15 protein-coding genes are annotated in these 15,016 nt (G+C 64.2%); 4 read left to right on the top strand and 11 right to left on the bottom strand.

The genetic code is table 11. From position 1 onward, the window contains the following. The 4 genes from H6B31_RS01605 to H6B31_RS01590 all read right to left on the bottom strand — a co-directional run bounded on the left by H6B31_RS01605 (position 1) and on the right by H6B31_RS01590 (position 4,269). On the bottom strand, positions 1–1,359 hold the full coding sequence (locus H6B31_RS01605; RefSeq protein ID WP_243418793.1) for a response regulator: 1,359 nt from the start codon (positions 1,357–1,359) through the stop codon (positions 1–3). Between the two features lie 180 nt (positions 1,360–1,539). Beyond that, entirely contained in the window at positions 1,540–2,730 is a 1,191-nt protein-coding gene (dpaL, locus tag H6B31_RS01600) for a diaminopropionate ammonia-lyase (RefSeq protein WP_204896900.1), read from the bottom strand. A 35-nt stretch (positions 2,731–2,765) separates the two neighbouring features. After that, positions 2,766–3,971 carry a macrolide family glycosyltransferase gene (locus tag H6B31_RS01595; RefSeq protein ID WP_204896899.1) on the bottom strand — a complete coding sequence of 402 codons (1,206 nt, stop codon included), beginning with the start codon at positions 3,969–3,971 and terminating at the stop codon, positions 2,766–2,768. Positions 3,972–3,975: 4 nt separating this feature from the next. Beyond that, positions 3,976–4,269 (bottom strand): AbrB/MazE/SpoVT family DNA-binding domain-containing protein, encoded by a 294-nt coding sequence (locus H6B31_RS01590; RefSeq protein ID WP_204896898.1) that lies wholly within the window; start codon positions 4,267–4,269, stop codon positions 3,976–3,978. A gap of 83 nt (positions 4,270–4,352) precedes the next feature. Here H6B31_RS01590 and H6B31_RS01585 point away from each other — a divergent pair, with 83 nt between their 5' ends. After that, entirely contained in the window at positions 4,353–4,523 is a 171-nt protein-coding gene (locus tag H6B31_RS01585) for a hypothetical protein (protein ID WP_204896897.1), read from the top strand. A 132-nt stretch (positions 4,524–4,655) separates the two neighbouring features. Here H6B31_RS01585 and H6B31_RS01580 read toward each other — a convergent pair whose 3' ends face one another. The 6 genes from H6B31_RS01580 to H6B31_RS01555 all read right to left on the bottom strand — a co-directional run bounded on the left by H6B31_RS01580 (position 4,656) and on the right by H6B31_RS01555 (position 9,705). Continuing rightward, entirely contained in the window at positions 4,656–5,099 is a 444-nt protein-coding gene (locus H6B31_RS01580) for a hypothetical protein (protein ID WP_204896896.1), read from the bottom strand. A 2-nt stretch (positions 5,100–5,101) separates the two neighbouring features. Beyond that, positions 5,102–5,749, bottom strand: coding sequence for a YigZ family protein (locus H6B31_RS01575; RefSeq protein WP_204896895.1), 648 nt, complete (start codon positions 5,747–5,749; stop codon positions 5,102–5,104). A 49-nt stretch (positions 5,750–5,798) separates the two neighbouring features. Beyond that, on the bottom strand, positions 5,799–6,185 hold the full coding sequence (locus H6B31_RS01570; RefSeq protein WP_204896894.1) for a DUF1667 domain-containing protein: 387 nt from the start codon (positions 6,183–6,185) through the stop codon (positions 5,799–5,801). Next, positions 6,179–7,444 carry an NAD(P)/FAD-dependent oxidoreductase gene (locus H6B31_RS01565; RefSeq protein ID WP_204896893.1) on the bottom strand — a complete coding sequence of 422 codons (1,266 nt, stop codon included), beginning with the start codon at positions 7,442–7,444 and terminating at the stop codon, positions 6,179–6,181. The genes H6B31_RS01570 and H6B31_RS01565 overlap by 7 nt, the downstream gene beginning before the upstream one ends. Next, positions 7,444–8,907, bottom strand: a complete 1,464-nt coding sequence (locus tag H6B31_RS01560) for an NAD(P)/FAD-dependent oxidoreductase (protein WP_204896892.1) — start codon at positions 8,905–8,907, stop codon at positions 7,444–7,446. The genes H6B31_RS01565 and H6B31_RS01560 overlap by 1 nt, the downstream gene beginning before the upstream one ends. A gap of 129 nt (positions 8,908–9,036) precedes the next feature. Continuing rightward, the gene (locus tag H6B31_RS01555; RefSeq protein ID WP_204896891.1) at positions 9,037–9,705 is read right to left on the bottom strand and encodes a FadR/GntR family transcriptional regulator; all 669 of its coding nucleotides are present in this window, start codon (positions 9,703–9,705) and stop codon (positions 9,037–9,039) included. A gap of 206 nt (positions 9,706–9,911) precedes the next feature. Here H6B31_RS01555 and H6B31_RS01550 point away from each other — a divergent pair, with 206 nt between their 5' ends. From H6B31_RS01550 to tsf, 3 genes are all read left to right on the top strand, one after another. Next, positions 9,912–11,492 (top strand): S-layer homology domain-containing protein, encoded by a 1,581-nt coding sequence (locus H6B31_RS01550; RefSeq protein ID WP_204896890.1) that lies wholly within the window; start codon positions 9,912–9,914, stop codon positions 11,490–11,492. Positions 11,493–11,697: 205 nt separating this feature from the next. After that, positions 11,698–12,432 (top strand): 30S ribosomal protein S2, encoded by a 735-nt coding sequence (gene rpsB, locus H6B31_RS01545; RefSeq protein ID WP_087291238.1) that lies wholly within the window; start codon positions 11,698–11,700, stop codon positions 12,430–12,432. A gap of 88 nt (positions 12,433–12,520) precedes the next feature. Further along, a complete protein-coding gene (gene tsf / locus H6B31_RS01540) occupies positions 12,521–13,441 on the top strand; it encodes a translation elongation factor Ts (RefSeq protein ID WP_204896889.1) in 921 nt (306 codons plus the stop codon). Positions 13,442–13,787: 346 nt separating this feature from the next. Here tsf and H6B31_RS01535 read toward each other — a convergent pair whose 3' ends face one another. Beyond that, positions 13,788–14,984, bottom strand: a complete 1,197-nt coding sequence (locus H6B31_RS01535; RefSeq protein ID WP_204896888.1) for an acetate/propionate family kinase — start codon at positions 14,982–14,984, stop codon at positions 13,788–13,790. Positions 14,985–15,016 lie beyond the last annotated feature (32 nt).

Here is a 15,016-nt window from a genome sequence, read left to right as displayed (position 1 = left end):
TCACCCTTCCCTTTCCTGCTCCGTCCTGCGGCGCAGGGCGTTGGGCGATTCGCCGCAGTATTTTTTGAAACAGTAGCTGAAATAGTGCTGATCGGTATAACCGCACCGGCCAGCAACCTCCTGCACCTTGAGTGGGGTGGTGGACAGCAGCTCCCGGGCCGCCTCCATCCGCTTGCGGATCAGGATGTTCATAAAGGTCTCGCCGGCGTACTTTTTGATGCAGGCGCTGAGATAGTTGGGGCTTACGTCCAGCCGCTCGCTCAGGGAGACCAGGGACAGGTCCGCATCCATATAGAGCTGATCCAAGGCGTCCAGGGCCCGCTGGCACAACAGTGAGCCCCCCTTGGCGGCGGGGGCCAGGTCCCGGCTGAAATGCGTCCCTCCCTCCGCGCCGTCCCCCTGGCGCAGGGCGTCCATCGCCTCCCGGTAGGCGTCGTGGAGGGCGGTCAGGGTGTGCACCATGCGGCTGACGCCGATGCGGCACTGACTGCCCAAAACCCGCTCCGCCATCTGCGGAATCTCGTCGGCCAGAATATGCAGGTATTCGCTGAAATCCGAGGGGCTGCCCATCAGAACCGAAACCACCTTCCCGGAGGTGTAGAAGCTGACGCAGCGCAGGTATTTGGCGGCCAGCTGGTCCACCGACGCCACAAAGGCAGGGGTGGTGCAGTTGGCCCCGCCCTCATTCAGCAGGACGGACACCATCACCGTACAGCACGGCCGGTCGTCCAGATCCCGGAGCAGGCCGCACTGCCGCGCGTACTCCTCCGCCTGCACCGCTCCCTCCGGATCGGCGTAGTCGTCCAGCACCAGGGGCATCAGCATGGCGGCCTGCAGATCCACCCCATGCATCTTGGAGGGCGCCTGCCGGAACCGGGCAAACTGGGCGTCGATTTTCTCCCGGATTCTCCGCAGCTCCGCCGCTATCCCCTCCATGGTCAGCGGCTTGAGCATATAGCTGATGATGTTGTACTGGATCGCCTGCTGGGCGTACTCAAAGTCGTCGTAGCCGCTTAGAAAGGCGATGTTGGTGGCGGGGCGGATCTCCCGCACCTGCCGGGCCAGTTCGATTCCAGAGATGAAGGGCATCCGGATATCCGTGATCAGCAGGTCCGGCTCGTGCTTCTCCACCAGCTGAAGGGCGTCCAGTCCGTTGCTGGCGCTCCCCACCAGGCAGAAGCCAAAGTCCTGCCAGGGCGTCATCATGCAGACCGCCTCCCGCAGTTCGTCCTCGTCATCCGCCACAATCACCGTGTACGGCGTTTTTCCAGCCATGGCGTACCCGTCCTTTCCCACATGGGAGTGCGCCCTGCGGAAACCGCCTCGGCGCAGATCCGGCTCCAGGCCGGAATCTCCCATCTGTTTTCTGCCTTTATGTTAGAAATATTATAGCAGATGATTCTATGGGGCTCAAATATTTCTTGCCGCGGAACCCCCGCCATTTTGGGCAGGGACAAGGAAAGGGCGGACACAAACGTGTCCGCCCAAGGCTGCTAAAAATTGCAAATAATAGCACAGGCCGGGAGAGCAGCGGCGTTTTCAGAACCGCGCGCCATCCAAGACCCGGCGGTAGTTCTCCCGGTCGGTGTCCCCCTCGGTGCTGATGCACAGCACCCGGGAGTTCTCATTGAGCCCCAGGGTCCAGCGCAGGTCCTCCAGCCCCTCCTCGCACAGGATGGCGGCCAGCACCCCCACGCCCACCGCCCCGGACTCCCCGGAGATGATGGCCGGGTCCCCCGGCTCGGGCCGGCCCAGCAGGCGCATGCCCCGGGCGGCGTACTCGTCCCCGCAGGACACAAAGGCGGCTGCCCCCCTCTGGAGGATGGGCCAGCTGACGGTGCAGGGCTCGCCGCAGCACAGGCCGGCCATCATGCTGTCCAGGTCACCGGTCACCGGTGTGATGGTCCCCGCCTTGGCGCTGCGGTAGAGGCAGTCCGCCCGGTCCGGCTCCACGACGCAGGTGACGGGACAGTCCTTGCCCCACCGGGCGGCAAAGCTGCCCAGCATGGCCCCCGCGAAGCTGCCCACCCCCGCCTGGAGAAACAGGTGGGTGGGCTTCTCCCAGCCCTTTTCCTCCAGCTGGTCCGCGATCTCCTGGGCGATGGTGGTGTAGCCCTGGATGATCCAGGCGGGGATCTCCTCATACCCCGGCCAGGCGGTGTCCTGGATCAGGGTCCAGCCGTGCTCCCGGCCCATCCGGTCGGCCAGGCGCACCGCATCGTCATAGTTCAGGTCGGTGATCTCCGCCTGGGCCCCCTGGGCCCGGATGTTCTCCAGCCGCTCCCGGGCGCTCCCCTTGGGCATGTACACCACCGCCCGGTGGCCCAGCTGCCGGGCGGCCCAGGCCACTCCCCGGCCGTGGTTGCCGTCGGTGGCAGTGACGAAGGTCCGCTCCCCCAGCTTCTCCCGGGCCTCCAGCGTCCCCAGCGCCTCAAAGGTGAGCTGGTCCTGGGACAGCCCCAGCTGTTCCCCCAGATGCCGGGCCATGGCATAGCTGCCCCCCAGGGCCTTGAAGGCGTTCAGGCCGAAGCGCCTGGACTCGTCCTTCACCAGCACCTGGGACACCCCCAGCCGATGGGCCAGATGGTCCAGAGCGGTGAGCGGGGTGGCCTCATAGCCCGGAATGGTGCTGTGGAAGGTCTGGGCCGCCTTCTGCACCTCCAGGCCGGTGAGGGCCAGCTTCTCCGGGGGGATGGCCCCCGTCCGGTTCACACAGTATTGAAGCTTCACGGTATGCCTCCTTTGTCTTTTGTTAGATGCCTGGATTATAGCATAGGGGTATGTTCCGCACAAGTCCCTCCTCCCCGGGCCGCCGCCTCCAAAATCTTGTCCGCCCCCCGCCGGTATCCCCCGGCCTCCCGGAATCCGGCGGCGATCTCCCGGGCCCGGCTGCGGTAGGACTGCTGTTCCCGGATCTGGCGCACCGCCGCCCGAACGGCCTCCGGCGAGGTCCTCTTCAGCCGGAGCCCCGCCCCCAGCTCCTCCACCCGCCGGGCCACAAGCCCCTGCTCCGCCTGCTGGGGGTACAAGACCAGGGGCACTCCAAAATAGAGGCCCTCGCTGGCGCTGTTCATGCCGCAGTGGGTCACAAACACGCCGGCCCGGGCCAGCACCGCCAGCTGGTCCACCCTGGGCCGGAGGAATATATGCTCCGGCACGTCCCGAAAGACGGCCAGGTCGGTCTGCTCCCCCACGGAGATCACCACGGGGAAGTTCTCCTGCCGGAGGGCCTCAATGCACGCCTGATAAAAAGGGAGGTTCCGGTTGTTCACCGTCCCCAGAGAGATGTAGCAGCACCCCTTCCACTCCGCCTCCCCCGCTCCAATCTGCTCCGGGATGGACGGACCGATAAAGGCGTATTTTGAGGAGAACGTATCCGCCTTGGGCTGGAAGGCCCGAGAGGTGTAGACGATGGTGTCCGTGTCATTGCTGTTCTGAATCAGGTCCAGCAGGCCGCTCACCGGGTATCCCGCCTCCCGCAGCCGTTTCATACACCGCCGGATGCGCCCTCGCCCCATCAGCAGGCGGAACAGCTGCCCCGGCGTCTGCTTCATCATCCCAGCCGTCTCCCGGTTGAAAGCGAAGGTGGTGGTGGAGCACACGTAGGGCAGCCCCAGCTTGGCGCTCCACAGCTTTCCCCAGAAGCACAGGGAGTCGGACACCACGCAGTGGGGGGCAAACTCCCGCAGATCCCGGCCGATGGGGCCGTCCATGGCCAGGGTGGTGTCCGTAATCATCTCCACCAGCCCCGCAAAATCCCGGCCCACCTGGCGGTCCACATCAGGGCGAGGAGGCGGAAGATAGGCGTCGCACAGGACGCACTCTCCACCCGCCGCCTCGATCGCTTTCTGAAATGGGGAAAAGGAGTAGTAGCGCACCCGATGCCCCCGCCGGGTCAGCTCTCTCACCACGGCCAGGGTTGGATTGGTGTGGCCAAAGGCGTAGATGCTGAAAAAGGCGATGCGCGCCACGGCCTCACCCCTCCTCCGTGTTCTTCGGATCCTTCAGCTCCCGGATGGCCTGGGCAAAGGCCCGGGAGTCCGACTCGCTGTGCTCGGGGTAGAACTCCTTGGCCCGTTCGGCAAAGATGGCGTCGGCGATCTGCTCAAACACCTGGTAGCGCTCCAGGGCGATGCCCCGCTGGGCGTCGGCCAAAATCAGCATGGTGTCCCCCGGCTGAATCTGGAACATCTCCCGCACCTCCTTGGGAATGACGATCTGTCCCTTGGGTCCCACCTTCACGGAGCTCATGTATTTTCCGGCCTCCATCTTTTGCTCTCCTCCACGGTATTACTTGTATTACTAATTATACTTTTATGCCCCACCTCTGTCAAGGACAAATCCGCCGGCAGATGCAAAAAGGGCCGGAGCTGATGCCAGCTCCGGCCCTCAGGCTGTCGAAAAAGTCCCTGGACTTTTTCGACAGCCTGAAAAATGCCGTTACTTTTGCGCCGCACTGCGGCGCAAAAGTCCGCGCTTCGCTTGCCGGAATCCTTGCACAGCAAGGCTTCCGGGGCATTTGATCCCATTCGAGGCGGGCGGCTGCCCCCTCGAGCTCCCCCGCCCCAATTTGATCAGATTCATCTCTACAGCGGTTTTTTGACAATCTGAGGGCCGGAGCTAATACCAGCTCCGGCCCTCAAGCGGTTCTATTCCTATTTTCCATTGGCCCGCCGCTCCAGCTCCTTGAGCAGCTGGTTCTGCACCGGCAGACGGCGGCGGCGGGGATACGTTTTATTGTACCAGGCGGCCAGTTCCCGGGCCGTCTCCGGCTCCAGGAGGGGGACCAAGGTTCGGGCGTGGCCCTGGACGGCCTCCCGCATGGGCTGGGTCAGGTCAAAATACCGCTCCTCCTGAGCCAGGGTGACCAAAAACCGTACGGTCTCTTCCGCCTCCGCCGGGGTGAGGCCCTCCTGGACCATCCGGCCCACCGCCTCCCCCACGGCCTCATAAAACTCCATGTGGCAGGGATCCCGCTTGGGGTCCCGGCCAAAGCCCAGCAGTCCGTCCCCCGGACGCAGCTTGGCGGTCATCTTTTTCACCGCCTCGTTGTAGTTCTCCATACAGGCCAACAGAGTGTTTACCGCAGTCCCTTCCATGGTCACTCCTCCTTCTCTATGGGCGCCCGCCAGGGCACGTCCTGAAACCGCTCGCCGCAGACCATGCCCTCCACGGTCCCGGCGGTGATGTCCAGCATGTGGGCCAGGTAGTCCTCCCAGCGCTCCTCGGGCAGCAGGACGGTGAGGGCGATGTCCGCCCCGTAGTCCGCCTCGGCGATGACGCCGCCGAAGCCCTCGGTCTCCAGCTTCACCCGCTCGTACTGGGCGTAGGAGCAGGGCAGCAGAATCTCCACCCACCGGCGGACCACCGAGATCCCCGCCGCGTCCAGGGCGTCCTTGGCGCTCTGGGTATAGGCCCGGACCAGGCCGCCCGCCCCCAGCAGGATGCCGCCGAAGTAGCGGGTGACCACGCACACCACATTGACCACGCCCTCCCGCTGAAACACGTTGAGCATGGGCTGCCCCGCCGTACCCTGGGGCTCTCCGTCGTCGGAGTAGCGCACCGGGCCGTCCTTGATCAGGTAGCACCAGCAGTTGTGCCGGGCGTCGTAGTAGCGCTTCTTCATCTCCTCAATGCGGGCGCGCGCCTCCTCCTCGCTGTCCACCCGCCACACGTGGCCGATGAATCGGGAGCGTTTCTCCACAAATTCCGTCTCACTGGCCTGGGTGGGGATGTAATACTCCGTCATGGGGTCACCTCACTGGTCGGTTTTCGGCCTCCGGGGGCCCCGGACGGGCCTAAGCGCGCCCCTTCTCCCCCACCGATTTGGTCACAATCACGTCCGCCTCATATCCCAGCAGACGGGAGATCACCACCGTCCCGGCCTCCACCGGGGCGGTGAGCACGCAGCCCTTAATGGCCTCCATGGCCGCAAAGATCTCCCCCTTGGGGATGGGAGCGGTGAGGCGCACGCTGGCCAGAGGGAGCTCGCCCCCCTTCACCGGCACCGAAGTGGCGATGGTCCGCCGGGGGTCGGTGAGCTCCTGCTCCACGTAGGCCGTCCCCCGGGGACAGGCCGCCCCCTGGACCGAGCGGACGGCATAGGTGCCGTCCCCTCTGGCCTCCGCCTCTGCTGTAATAGTACACCCATTGGGGCACACAATGCAAGTAAACTCCTTCACCATTCCGCACACACCTCCAAATCGCCCTGCCGGTCCAGCCGGTCCGCCGGAATCTCCAGCCAGATCATCTCGGCGGGGAGGGCCTTTTTCATAGGCTTTCGGACCACCTCCCGGCCGTTCTGCCGTACCACGATGCTCCCGTCCCGGAAGGGGGCGCGCACCCGCAGGGACAGGCGCACGTCCTCCGTCCCGCTGATTTTCTGTGGGATCGTGTGGCCCACGCCGTTCCCGGCCTGAACATCCAGAGGACACAGAGACAATGTCCCCTCCCGCACATAGCGGGCGGTCCAGTCCGCCAGCCGCTCCGCCTCCAGAGAGACGAAGTCCACCAGGTCGTGGACATGGAGCACGTTGCCGGCGGCAAAGATCCCCGCCACACTGGTCTGGTAGTGCTCATCCACCACCGCCCCCCGGGTACGGCCGTCCAGCACCACTCCGGCCTCCTGGGACAATTCATTTTCCGGCAGGAGCCCCACCGACAAAATTAGGGTGTCGCAGGGATACTCCCGCTCTGTGCCGGGGATGGGGGTCCCCTTCTCGTCCACCTGGGAGACGGTGACCCCCGTCAGGCGGCTGCCCCCGTGGATGTCGGTGACCGTGTGGCTCAGATACAGGGGGATGTCGTAGTCCTCCAGGCACTGCCGGATGTTCCGGGGCAGGCCGCTGGGGTAGGGCTGCACCTCAAACACCCCGTGGACATGGGCCCCCTCCAAGGTGAGCCGCCGGGCCATAATCATGCCGATGTCTCCGGAGCCCAGGATGACCACCTCTTTGGCGGGCATGCGGTTATAGAGATTGATGTAGGCCTGGGCCACGCCGGCGGTGAACACCCCCGCCGGCCGCTCGCCGGGGATGCCCAGAGCCCCCCGGGTGCGCTCCCGGCAGCCCATGGACAGCACCACCGCCTTTGCCTTCCACCGGCGCAGTCCCGCCCGGGTGGCGGCGGTGACCACCTTGTCCGGGGTGATCTCCACCACCGAGGCGTTGGTGATGCACCGGACCCCCAGTTCCTCCGCCTCCCGGATGAAGCGCTGGGCGTACTCCGGCCCGCTGAGGGTGGTTTGAAACCGGGTGAGGCCGAAGCCGTCGTGGATGCACTGGCGCAGAATGCCCCCCAGCTGCTTCTCCCGCTCCAGCACCACCACGCGGGTGATCCCCTTCTTGTGGAGCTCCACCGCGGCGGCCAGGCCGGCGGGGCCGCCGCCCACCACTACCACATCCACAGGCTCCAGAGCCAGTTCCTGCACGATATTCGCTTCCATCACTCCGCCTCCTCCCGCACTTTTCCGTAAAACATCTGGGAGCCCTCCCGGGCGTAGAGGATCTCGGTCTCCTTCCTGCCCAGCTCCTCCTCCAGCATCCGGGCCAGCCGCATCTGGCAATACCCCCCCTGGCACCGGCCCATCATGGACCGAGTGCGGTACTTGATGCCCACCATGGTGCTCACCCCCAGAGGGTTGTGGATGGCCTGGAGCAGCTCCGCCCGGGTTACCTTCTCGCACCGGCACACCAGCTCCCCGTAGTCCGGGTTCTCCCGGATGGCCGCCTCCCGCTCCGCCTGGGACATGTCCGCGAAGCGGCGGATGCCCTTCCGCACCGGGTCAAAGTCCGGGTTGGGCTCCAGCTTCTCCCGCTCCCCCATCAGGGCGATAGCGTACCGGGCGATGGGCACGCAGGCGGTGAGGCCGGGGGACTCGATGCCCACCAGATTGATGGCGTTGGGGGCTAGGTCGTCCCGGATCTCGATTTTGAAATCCTGAATCACCCCGTTCTCATCCACCCACTTGGGCAGGATACCGGAGTAGTTGCGGATGTAGTCCCCCTTGTGGATGTGGGGCCAGAGCTGAGAGGCGCTCTGGGCCAGGTAGTCCATGTTCTTCCGGGGCACACCGTAGTATGTAAAGTTGTCTGTGAGCTCCGCGTTGGGGCCCACAATCACGTTTCCGTCCACCGTATTGGTCACGTGGATGCCCATATAGGTGTTGCTGGGCACCGGGTACACGGGCATGGGCAGCAGATGGCCCACCCGCTTGTCCAGGATGATGTAGTCCCCCTTGGACCCCACCACATGGTAGCCGCGGATGCCCAGCAGCTCCGAAATTGCCCCGCAGCCCAGTCCGGCGCTGTTCACCACCCAGCGGGATGCAAACTCCCCTCTGGCGGTGGAGACACGCCAGTTCCCGTCCCCGTCCCGGCGCAGGCCGGTGACCTCACAGCCGAAGTGGTAGTCCACCCCGTTGTGGTGAGCGTTCTCCGCCAAGGCGATGGTCAGTCCGAAGGGGTCCACAATGCCGCTGTTGGGGGAGAACATGGCAAACTTCCCTACCACCGCCGGCACCAGCTGGTGAAGCTCCGCCTCGTCCACCAGACGCAGGCCCTGCACTCCGTTGGCCTCCCCCTGGGCGATGGTGCGCCGCAGGTTCTCCAGGTCCTCCTCTGTGTTGCCCACCAGCACCTTGCCGCAGCGCTGGAAGGTCACGTCCAGCTCCTGGGTCAGTTGTCCCATGAGTTGGTTGCCCTCCACACACAGCCTGGCCTTCAAAGAGCCGGTGTCGTAGGCGAAGCCCCCGTGGACCACCCCGGAGTTCCGCCCGCTGGTCTCATAGCACACGTCCAGATTTTTCTCCAGTACGCCGATTTTCAGGCGGTACCGGCTCATTTCCCGGGCAATGGCGCTGCCCACCACGCCGCCGCCAATGATCAGCACATCATATAGCTGCTCCATATCCACCCTCCTAAGGTCTTAAATTCATCCTATGAATTTAAGACCTTATATACCACATTGATCCCGTGGTGTCAAGAAGGATGGGAGGAATTTTCGCAAAATTCCTCCCATAAATCTTCCCTGTTTCCGCTACCCGTGGCGGTAGCGCTTTTTGTTGTAGAGCAGGTGGTAGAGCATCTCCTCCTGGGCGTCCGCCGCTCGGCCCTCCCGGATGGCCTCATAGACGGCCCGGTGGGAGGCCAGTGTCTGGACGTACTCCGGCTCCGCCACCGTCCGTGCAAAGGTCCGCACCCCCTCGGTGATCACCGGGATCAGATTGGACACCACTGCGTTGTGGCTGCACACCGCAATCTGGGCGTGGAACTGGGAGTCCAGCTGGGCGTACTCCTCCCGGCGGGCGATGCGCCCCTCGATCTCCTCCAGCAGGGCCCGCAGCCGCTCCAGGTCCTCCTCCCCCCGATTCTGGGCGGCCAGGGCGGCGATGGGGGGCTCCAGCATCACCCGGATCTGGAGCAGGTCCCGGGTGAGCTTCTCCGGGTCCTCCATCATGGCAAAGCCCAGGGGGTCGTCCGCCACTCCGTTCTTCTCCGAGATAAAGGTGCCTGCCCCCTGGCGGACGGTCACCACGTTTCGGGATGCCAAACTCCGCAGGGCCTCCCGCACGGTATTCCGGCCCACCCCCAGATGCTGGACCAGCTCCGTCTCGGTGGGCAGCTTGTCCCCCGGGCCGTACCCCTCCCGCTGGATCATCTCCAAAAGCCGCTGGGTGGTCTGTTCCACCAGAGTCTGTTTTTCCATAGGACACCTCCCGCTTCCGCCCGGCCTGCGGCCGCACTCTTTTCTCCACTTTACCACAGGCGGCGTTCCCTTGTCCACGCCTCTTTTTCCCGCTCCGGCCAGCTCATCTCCACTCCTGGAAAACATTTTGCCTTGCACCCGCCTTGAAAATCCGTATACTGGTCTGTGTATATTCCTACTTATTCAATATGTTAAGGAGTTTTTTCATGCGAGTTCAAAGACGCCTATCTTCCCTGCTCTGCACCGCCCTGCTGCTGGCCGCCCTCCTCACCCCCACGGCGGCCGCCCGGCGGTTTAGCATGTCCTATGTCTACTTCGGCAGCCCCTCCTCCTATGTGGAGCGGGTGGATGGGACCCAGGGCTCCCTGGACGAGATCTCTCCCAACTACTTCAACCTAAATTCCGACGGCACCCTGGACTTCACCGGTGGGAGCGACGCCGCCGCCTTCGTGGAGCAGATGCACCGGCGCGGGGTGCAGGTGGTCCCCTTTCTCAGCAACCACTGGGACCGGGAGCTGGGGCGGAAGGCCCTGAGCAATCGAAAAAAGCTGGCGGAGCAGATCGCCCGGGCGGTGGTCCAGTACGGCCTGGATGGGGTGAACGTGGACATTGAGAATGTGACCCACCAGGACCGGAACGCCTACTCGGAGTTTGTGGAGCTTCTGCGGCAAAAGCTGCCGGAGGACAAAATTGTGGCGGTGTCGGTGGCTGCCAACCCCTACGGCTACACCCAGGGCTGGCACGGCTCCTATGACTACCGGCGGCTGGGGGCGGCGGCCGACTACCTGATGCTTATGACCTACGACGAGCACTACCAGGGGGGCCCCTCCGGCCCGGTGGCCAGCCGGGCCTTTCAGGAGCAGTCCATCCAGTACGCCCTCAAATACGTCCCAGCGGACAAGCTGGTGCTGGGCCTCCCCTTCTTCGGCCGCATCTGGAGCGACAGCGGCTCCCTCATGCAGGGCCACGGGATCAGCGAGAGCCAGATCCAGGCCCTGATTGCCAACTACCGGGGCCAGGTGACCCAGGACGCCGCCTCCGGCTCCGCATACGCCCGGATCACCGTAACCGCCGCCGACCCCAAGCCGGTGATCAACGGGGTGACCCTCACCGCCGGTACTTATACCATCTGGTACGAGTCGGAGATTTCAAAGAAAAACCAGCTCTCCCTGGTGGAGGAGTACGGCCTGCTGGGGGCGGGGAGCTGGAGCCTTGGCCAGGAGGACACCCGGGTGTGGGACTACTACTCCCTGTGGCTCAACGGCTGGACCTTTGCGGACAGCCAGGGCCACTGGGCGGTCCCCTACATCATTGACGCGGCGGACCAGGGGAAGATGACCGGACTGTCCGCCACCGCCTTCGGCCCCGACCGCACCCTCACCCGGGGCGAGGCGGCGGTGGTCCTGTGCCGCCTAGCGGGGCTGAGCCCCAGGGGCTCCAGTTCCGCCTTCTCCGACCTGAGGGGCCACTGGGCCGCCGGGTATGTCCAGGCCGCCTATGAGGCCGGGCTGGCCGCCGGGGTGGGCGGCGGCCGGTATGCTCCCGACGAACCGGTCACCCGGCAGGAGATCGCCGTCATGCTGGACCGGGTCCGGCCCGGCCTCGGTGGGACCGCGCTGAAAAATCCATTTCCGGATCTGAGCCCCGGGGGTAACGCCTGGTCCTACGAGGCCGTCCTGCGGCTGTACGCCGCCGGGGTGGTGACCGGCATGCCCGACGGCACCTTCCGGCCCGGGGCCCCGGTGTCCCGGGCGGAGCTGGCAGTGATGCTCTCCAAGCTGCCGTAGGACTGACCCATCCTCGAAATTCGTAAATATTCCGCCGTTTTTTGGGAAATACTGCTTGCAATCCACCGAAACCTGTGGTATACTACCAGGGCATTATGCCTGGGAGTGCTGATTTTCCGCCCGGTGCTGGGGCAGAACCGCTCCGGTTGGCGGGGAATATGACGCGCCCAGAAAGATCAAACTGAATTTTAGGAGGAAACAAAACATGGCAGTCGTATCTATGAAGCAGCTGCTGGAGGCCGGCGTGCACTTCGGCCACCAGACCCGTCGTTGGAACCCCAAGATGGCGCCCTACATCTACACCGAGCGCAACGGGATCTATATCATCGACCTGCAGAAGACCGTGAAGAAGCTGGAGGAGGCCTATAACTTCGTCCGCGAGCTGGGCGAGAAGGGCGAGACCATCCTCTTCGTGGGCACCAAGAAGCAGGCCCAGGAGGCCATCAAGGAGGAGGCCTCCCGCGTGGGCATGTACTATGTGAACGCCCGCTGGCTGGGCGGCATGCTCACCAACTTCAAGACCATGCGCGGCCGCGTGGACCGTCTGAACCAGCTCAAGCGCATGCAGGAGGACGGCACCTTTGACATGCTGCCCAAGAAGGAAGTCATGAAGCACATGGGCGAGATTGCCAAGCTGGAGAAGTACCTGGGCGGCGTCACCGAGATGAAGAAGCTCCCCGGCGCCCTGTTCGTGGTGGATCCCCGCAAGGAGCGCAACGCCATCAACGAGGCCCGCAAGCTGCACATTCCCATCGTGGCCATCGTGGACACCAACTGCGACCCCGACGAGATTGACTATGTGATCCCCGGCAACGATGACGCCATCCGCGCCATCAAGCTGATCTCCGGCGTGATGGCCAACGCCATCCAGGAGGGCAAGCAGGGCCAGGACGAGGCTCCCGCCGCCGAGGCTGAGGCCGCTCCCGAGACCGCTGAGTAATTCCCGACACCGCTTTCAAAGCGCCCGCCGGAGGGCGGGCGCTTTTTTGAATGGCTCCCATTTTTATTTTATTTGGAGGTAATGCACTATGGCAATTTCCGCGAAAGACGTACAGAAGCTGCGCGAGATGACCGGCGTTGGCATGATGGACTGCAAGAAGGCCCTCACCGAGGCCGACGGCGACTTTGACAAGGCCATTGAGTGGCTGCGTGAGAAGGGCCTGGCCGCCCAGACCAAGAAGGCCGGCAAGATTGCCGCCGAGGGTGTTTCTTACGCCATCACCGCCGACAACGGCGTGGGCGTGGTCATCGAGGTCAACTCCCAGACCGACTTCGTGGCCAAGAACGAGGTATTCCAGGGCTTCGTGAAGGACCTGGCCACCATCGTGGCCAACGAGAACCCCGCCGACGTAGAGGCCCTGAAGGCCTGCACCTACCCCGGCACTGACCGCACCGTGGCCGACGTCACCGCCGACAAGGTCCTGGCCATCGGCGAGAACATCCAGGTCCGCCGCTTCGTCCGCTATGCCGAGGGCGTGAACGTGCCCTACATCCACATGGGCGGCAAGATCGGCGTGCTGGTCAACCTGGAGGTTGAGGGCATCGAGGCCGACAAGGTCACCGAGCTGGGCAAGGACATTGCCATGCAGATCGCTGCCATGAACCCCGCCTACCTGGACAAGTCCGACGTGGACCAGGCCACTCTGGACAAGGAGAAGGAGATCCTGCTCATCCAGGCCAAGGAGGACCCCAAGAACGCCAACAAGCCCGAGAACATCATCGAGAAGATGGTCATGGGCCGCATCGGCAAGTACTACGAGGAGAACTGCCTGCTGCAGCAGGCCTTCGTGAAGGAGAACAAGACCTCCGTGGAGAAGCACATCGCCGAGGTGGCCAAGCAGCTGGGCGGCAAGATCGCCGTCAAGGCTTTCACCCGCTTCCAGACCGGCGAGGGCATCGAGAAGGCCGAGGAGGATTTCGCTGCCGAAGTGGCCAGCATGATCCACTGATTCTCTTTCCTGAATACGGATTGACTAAAAAGAGGCCGAGGCAGCACAGCTGCCTCGGCCTCATATTTTATAAAAAATCCTCCCGGCGCAGCGCGCCGGGAGGACCTCAATGCTAGGAATCAGCCGCGGGCAATGGCGGCGGTATCCATGGCGATCATCAGCTCCTCGTTGGTGGGGATGCTCCCCAGCGGGCCAAGGCCCGCCGGGGACCCCGGTCCTTTTTTATGCTCGGGCGAAGTGAATTCGCCCTGCGCGAATTGCCGCGCCGCGGCAATTCTCTGGTCATCCCCACCAACAAAGAAAGCCCTCCCGGCGCACTGCGCCGGGAGGGCTGCTGCGTTAGAAATCAGCCGCGGGCAATGGCGGCGGTATCCATGGCGATCATCAGTTCCTCGTTGGTGGGGATGACCAGAATCCGCACCTTGGAGTCGTCGGTGGCCACGTCCACTTCCTTGCCCCGGGTGTTGTTCTTCTCGGGGTCGATCTTCACGCCCATGAACTCCAGGCCGGAGACCACGTTGGCCCGGGTGTCGGGGCCGTTCTCACCCACGCCGGCGGTGAAGATGATGGCGTCCACCCCGCCCATGGCGGCGGCGTAGGAGCCGATGAACTTCTTTACGCTGTAATCAAAGACGTCCAGCGCCAGCTGAGCCCGCTGGTTGCCCTGGGGAGCGGCGGCCTCCAGATCGCGGAAGTCGGAGGAGACGCCGGAGACGCCCAGCACGCCGGACTTCTTGTTCAGCACGTTCAGCATCTCGTCAATGTTGTAGCCGTGCTTGTGCATCAGGTACTCCAGGATGCCCGCGTCCAGGTCGCCGGAGCGGGTGCCCATGGGCAGGCCGGCCAGAGGGGTGAAGCCCATAGAGGTGTCCACGCTCTTGCCCCCGTCAATGGCGGTGATGGAGGAACCGTTGCCCAGGTGGCAGGAGATCAGCTTCAGCTCCTCGATGGGCTTGCCCAGCATGGCGGCAGCCCGCTGGGACACGTACTTGTGGCTGGTGCCGTGGAAGCCGTAGCGGCGGACCTTATCCTGCTCATAGTACTCGTAGGGCAGGGCGTAGGTGTAGGCCACGGGGGGCATGGTCTGGTGGAAGGCGGTGTCGAACACGGCCACCATGGGGGTGCCGGGCATCAGCTCCTGGCAGGCCTTGATGCCGATGATGTTGGCGGGGTTGTGCAGGGGGGCCAGAGGATTGCACTCCTCGATGGCAGCCATCACCTCGTCGGTGATCAGAACAGACTGGGCGAACTTCTCGCCGCCGTGGACCACCCGGTGGCCTACCGCGTCGATCTCCTTCATGGAGCTGATGACGCCGTTCTTCTCGTCCACCAGGGCGTGGAGCACGGTCTGAATGGCCTCAGAGTGGGTGGGCATAGCCACGTCGGCGTCCTTGATGGGGTCCTTGCCGGCGGGCTTATAGGTGAACTTGCCGTCGATGCCGATGCGCTCGCACAGGCCCTTCGCCAGCACCTCCTGGGTGTCCGGGTTGAGAAGCTGGTACTTCAGGGAAGAGCTTCCTGCGTTGATGACAAGAATGTTCATGGGAATCAATCTCCTTTTCCAAAATTACAACT

This window comes from Pseudoflavonifractor capillosus, from assembly GCF_016899775.1.
Lineage (GTDB): Bacteria > Bacillota > Clostridia > Oscillospirales > Oscillospiraceae > Lawsonibacter.
The sequence above is the reverse complement of the archived record's forward strand: the minus strand, read 5'-3'. Positions and strand labels throughout refer to the sequence as shown.

Excerpts from the sequence above, each read along its gene's own strand:
- H6B31_RS01605 (WP_243418793.1), bottom strand. The coding sequence starts at position 1,359 with ATGGGAGATTCCGGCCTGGAGCCGGATCTGCGCCGAGGCGGTTTCCGC.
- H6B31_RS01590 (WP_204896898.1), bottom strand. The coding sequence starts at position 4,269 with ATGGAGGCCGGAAAATACATGAGCTCCGTGAAGGTGGGACCCAAGGGA.
- H6B31_RS01585 (WP_204896897.1), top strand. The coding sequence starts at position 4,353 with ATGCAAAAAGGGCCGGAGCTGATGCCAGCTCCGGCCCTCAGGCTGTCG.
- H6B31_RS01580 (WP_204896896.1), bottom strand. The coding sequence starts at position 5,099 with ATGGAAGGGACTGCGGTAAACACTCTGTTGGCCTGTATGGAGAACTAC.
- H6B31_RS01575 (WP_204896895.1), bottom strand. The coding sequence starts at position 5,749 with ATGACGGAGTATTACATCCCCACCCAGGCCAGTGAGACGGAATTTGTG.
- H6B31_RS01570 (WP_204896894.1), bottom strand. The coding sequence starts at position 6,185 with ATGGTGAAGGAGTTTACTTGCATTGTGTGCCCCAATGGGTGTACTATT.
- H6B31_RS01565 (WP_204896893.1), bottom strand. The coding sequence starts at position 7,444 with ATGGAAGCGAATATCGTGCAGGAACTGGCTCTGGAGCCTGTGGATGTG.
- H6B31_RS01560 (WP_204896892.1), bottom strand. The coding sequence starts at position 8,907 with ATGGAGCAGCTATATGATGTGCTGATCATTGGCGGCGGCGTGGTGGGC.
- H6B31_RS01555 (WP_204896891.1), bottom strand. The coding sequence starts at position 9,705 with ATGGAAAAACAGACTCTGGTGGAACAGACCACCCAGCGGCTTTTGGAG.
- H6B31_RS01550 (WP_204896890.1), top strand. The coding sequence starts at position 9,912 with ATGCGAGTTCAAAGACGCCTATCTTCCCTGCTCTGCACCGCCCTGCTG.
- rpsB (WP_087291238.1), top strand. The coding sequence starts at position 11,698 with ATGGCAGTCGTATCTATGAAGCAGCTGCTGGAGGCCGGCGTGCACTTC.
- tsf (WP_204896889.1), top strand. The coding sequence starts at position 12,521 with ATGGCAATTTCCGCGAAAGACGTACAGAAGCTGCGCGAGATGACCGGC.
- H6B31_RS01535 (WP_204896888.1), bottom strand. The coding sequence starts at position 14,984 with ATGAACATTCTTGTCATCAACGCAGGAAGCTCTTCCCTGAAGTACCAG.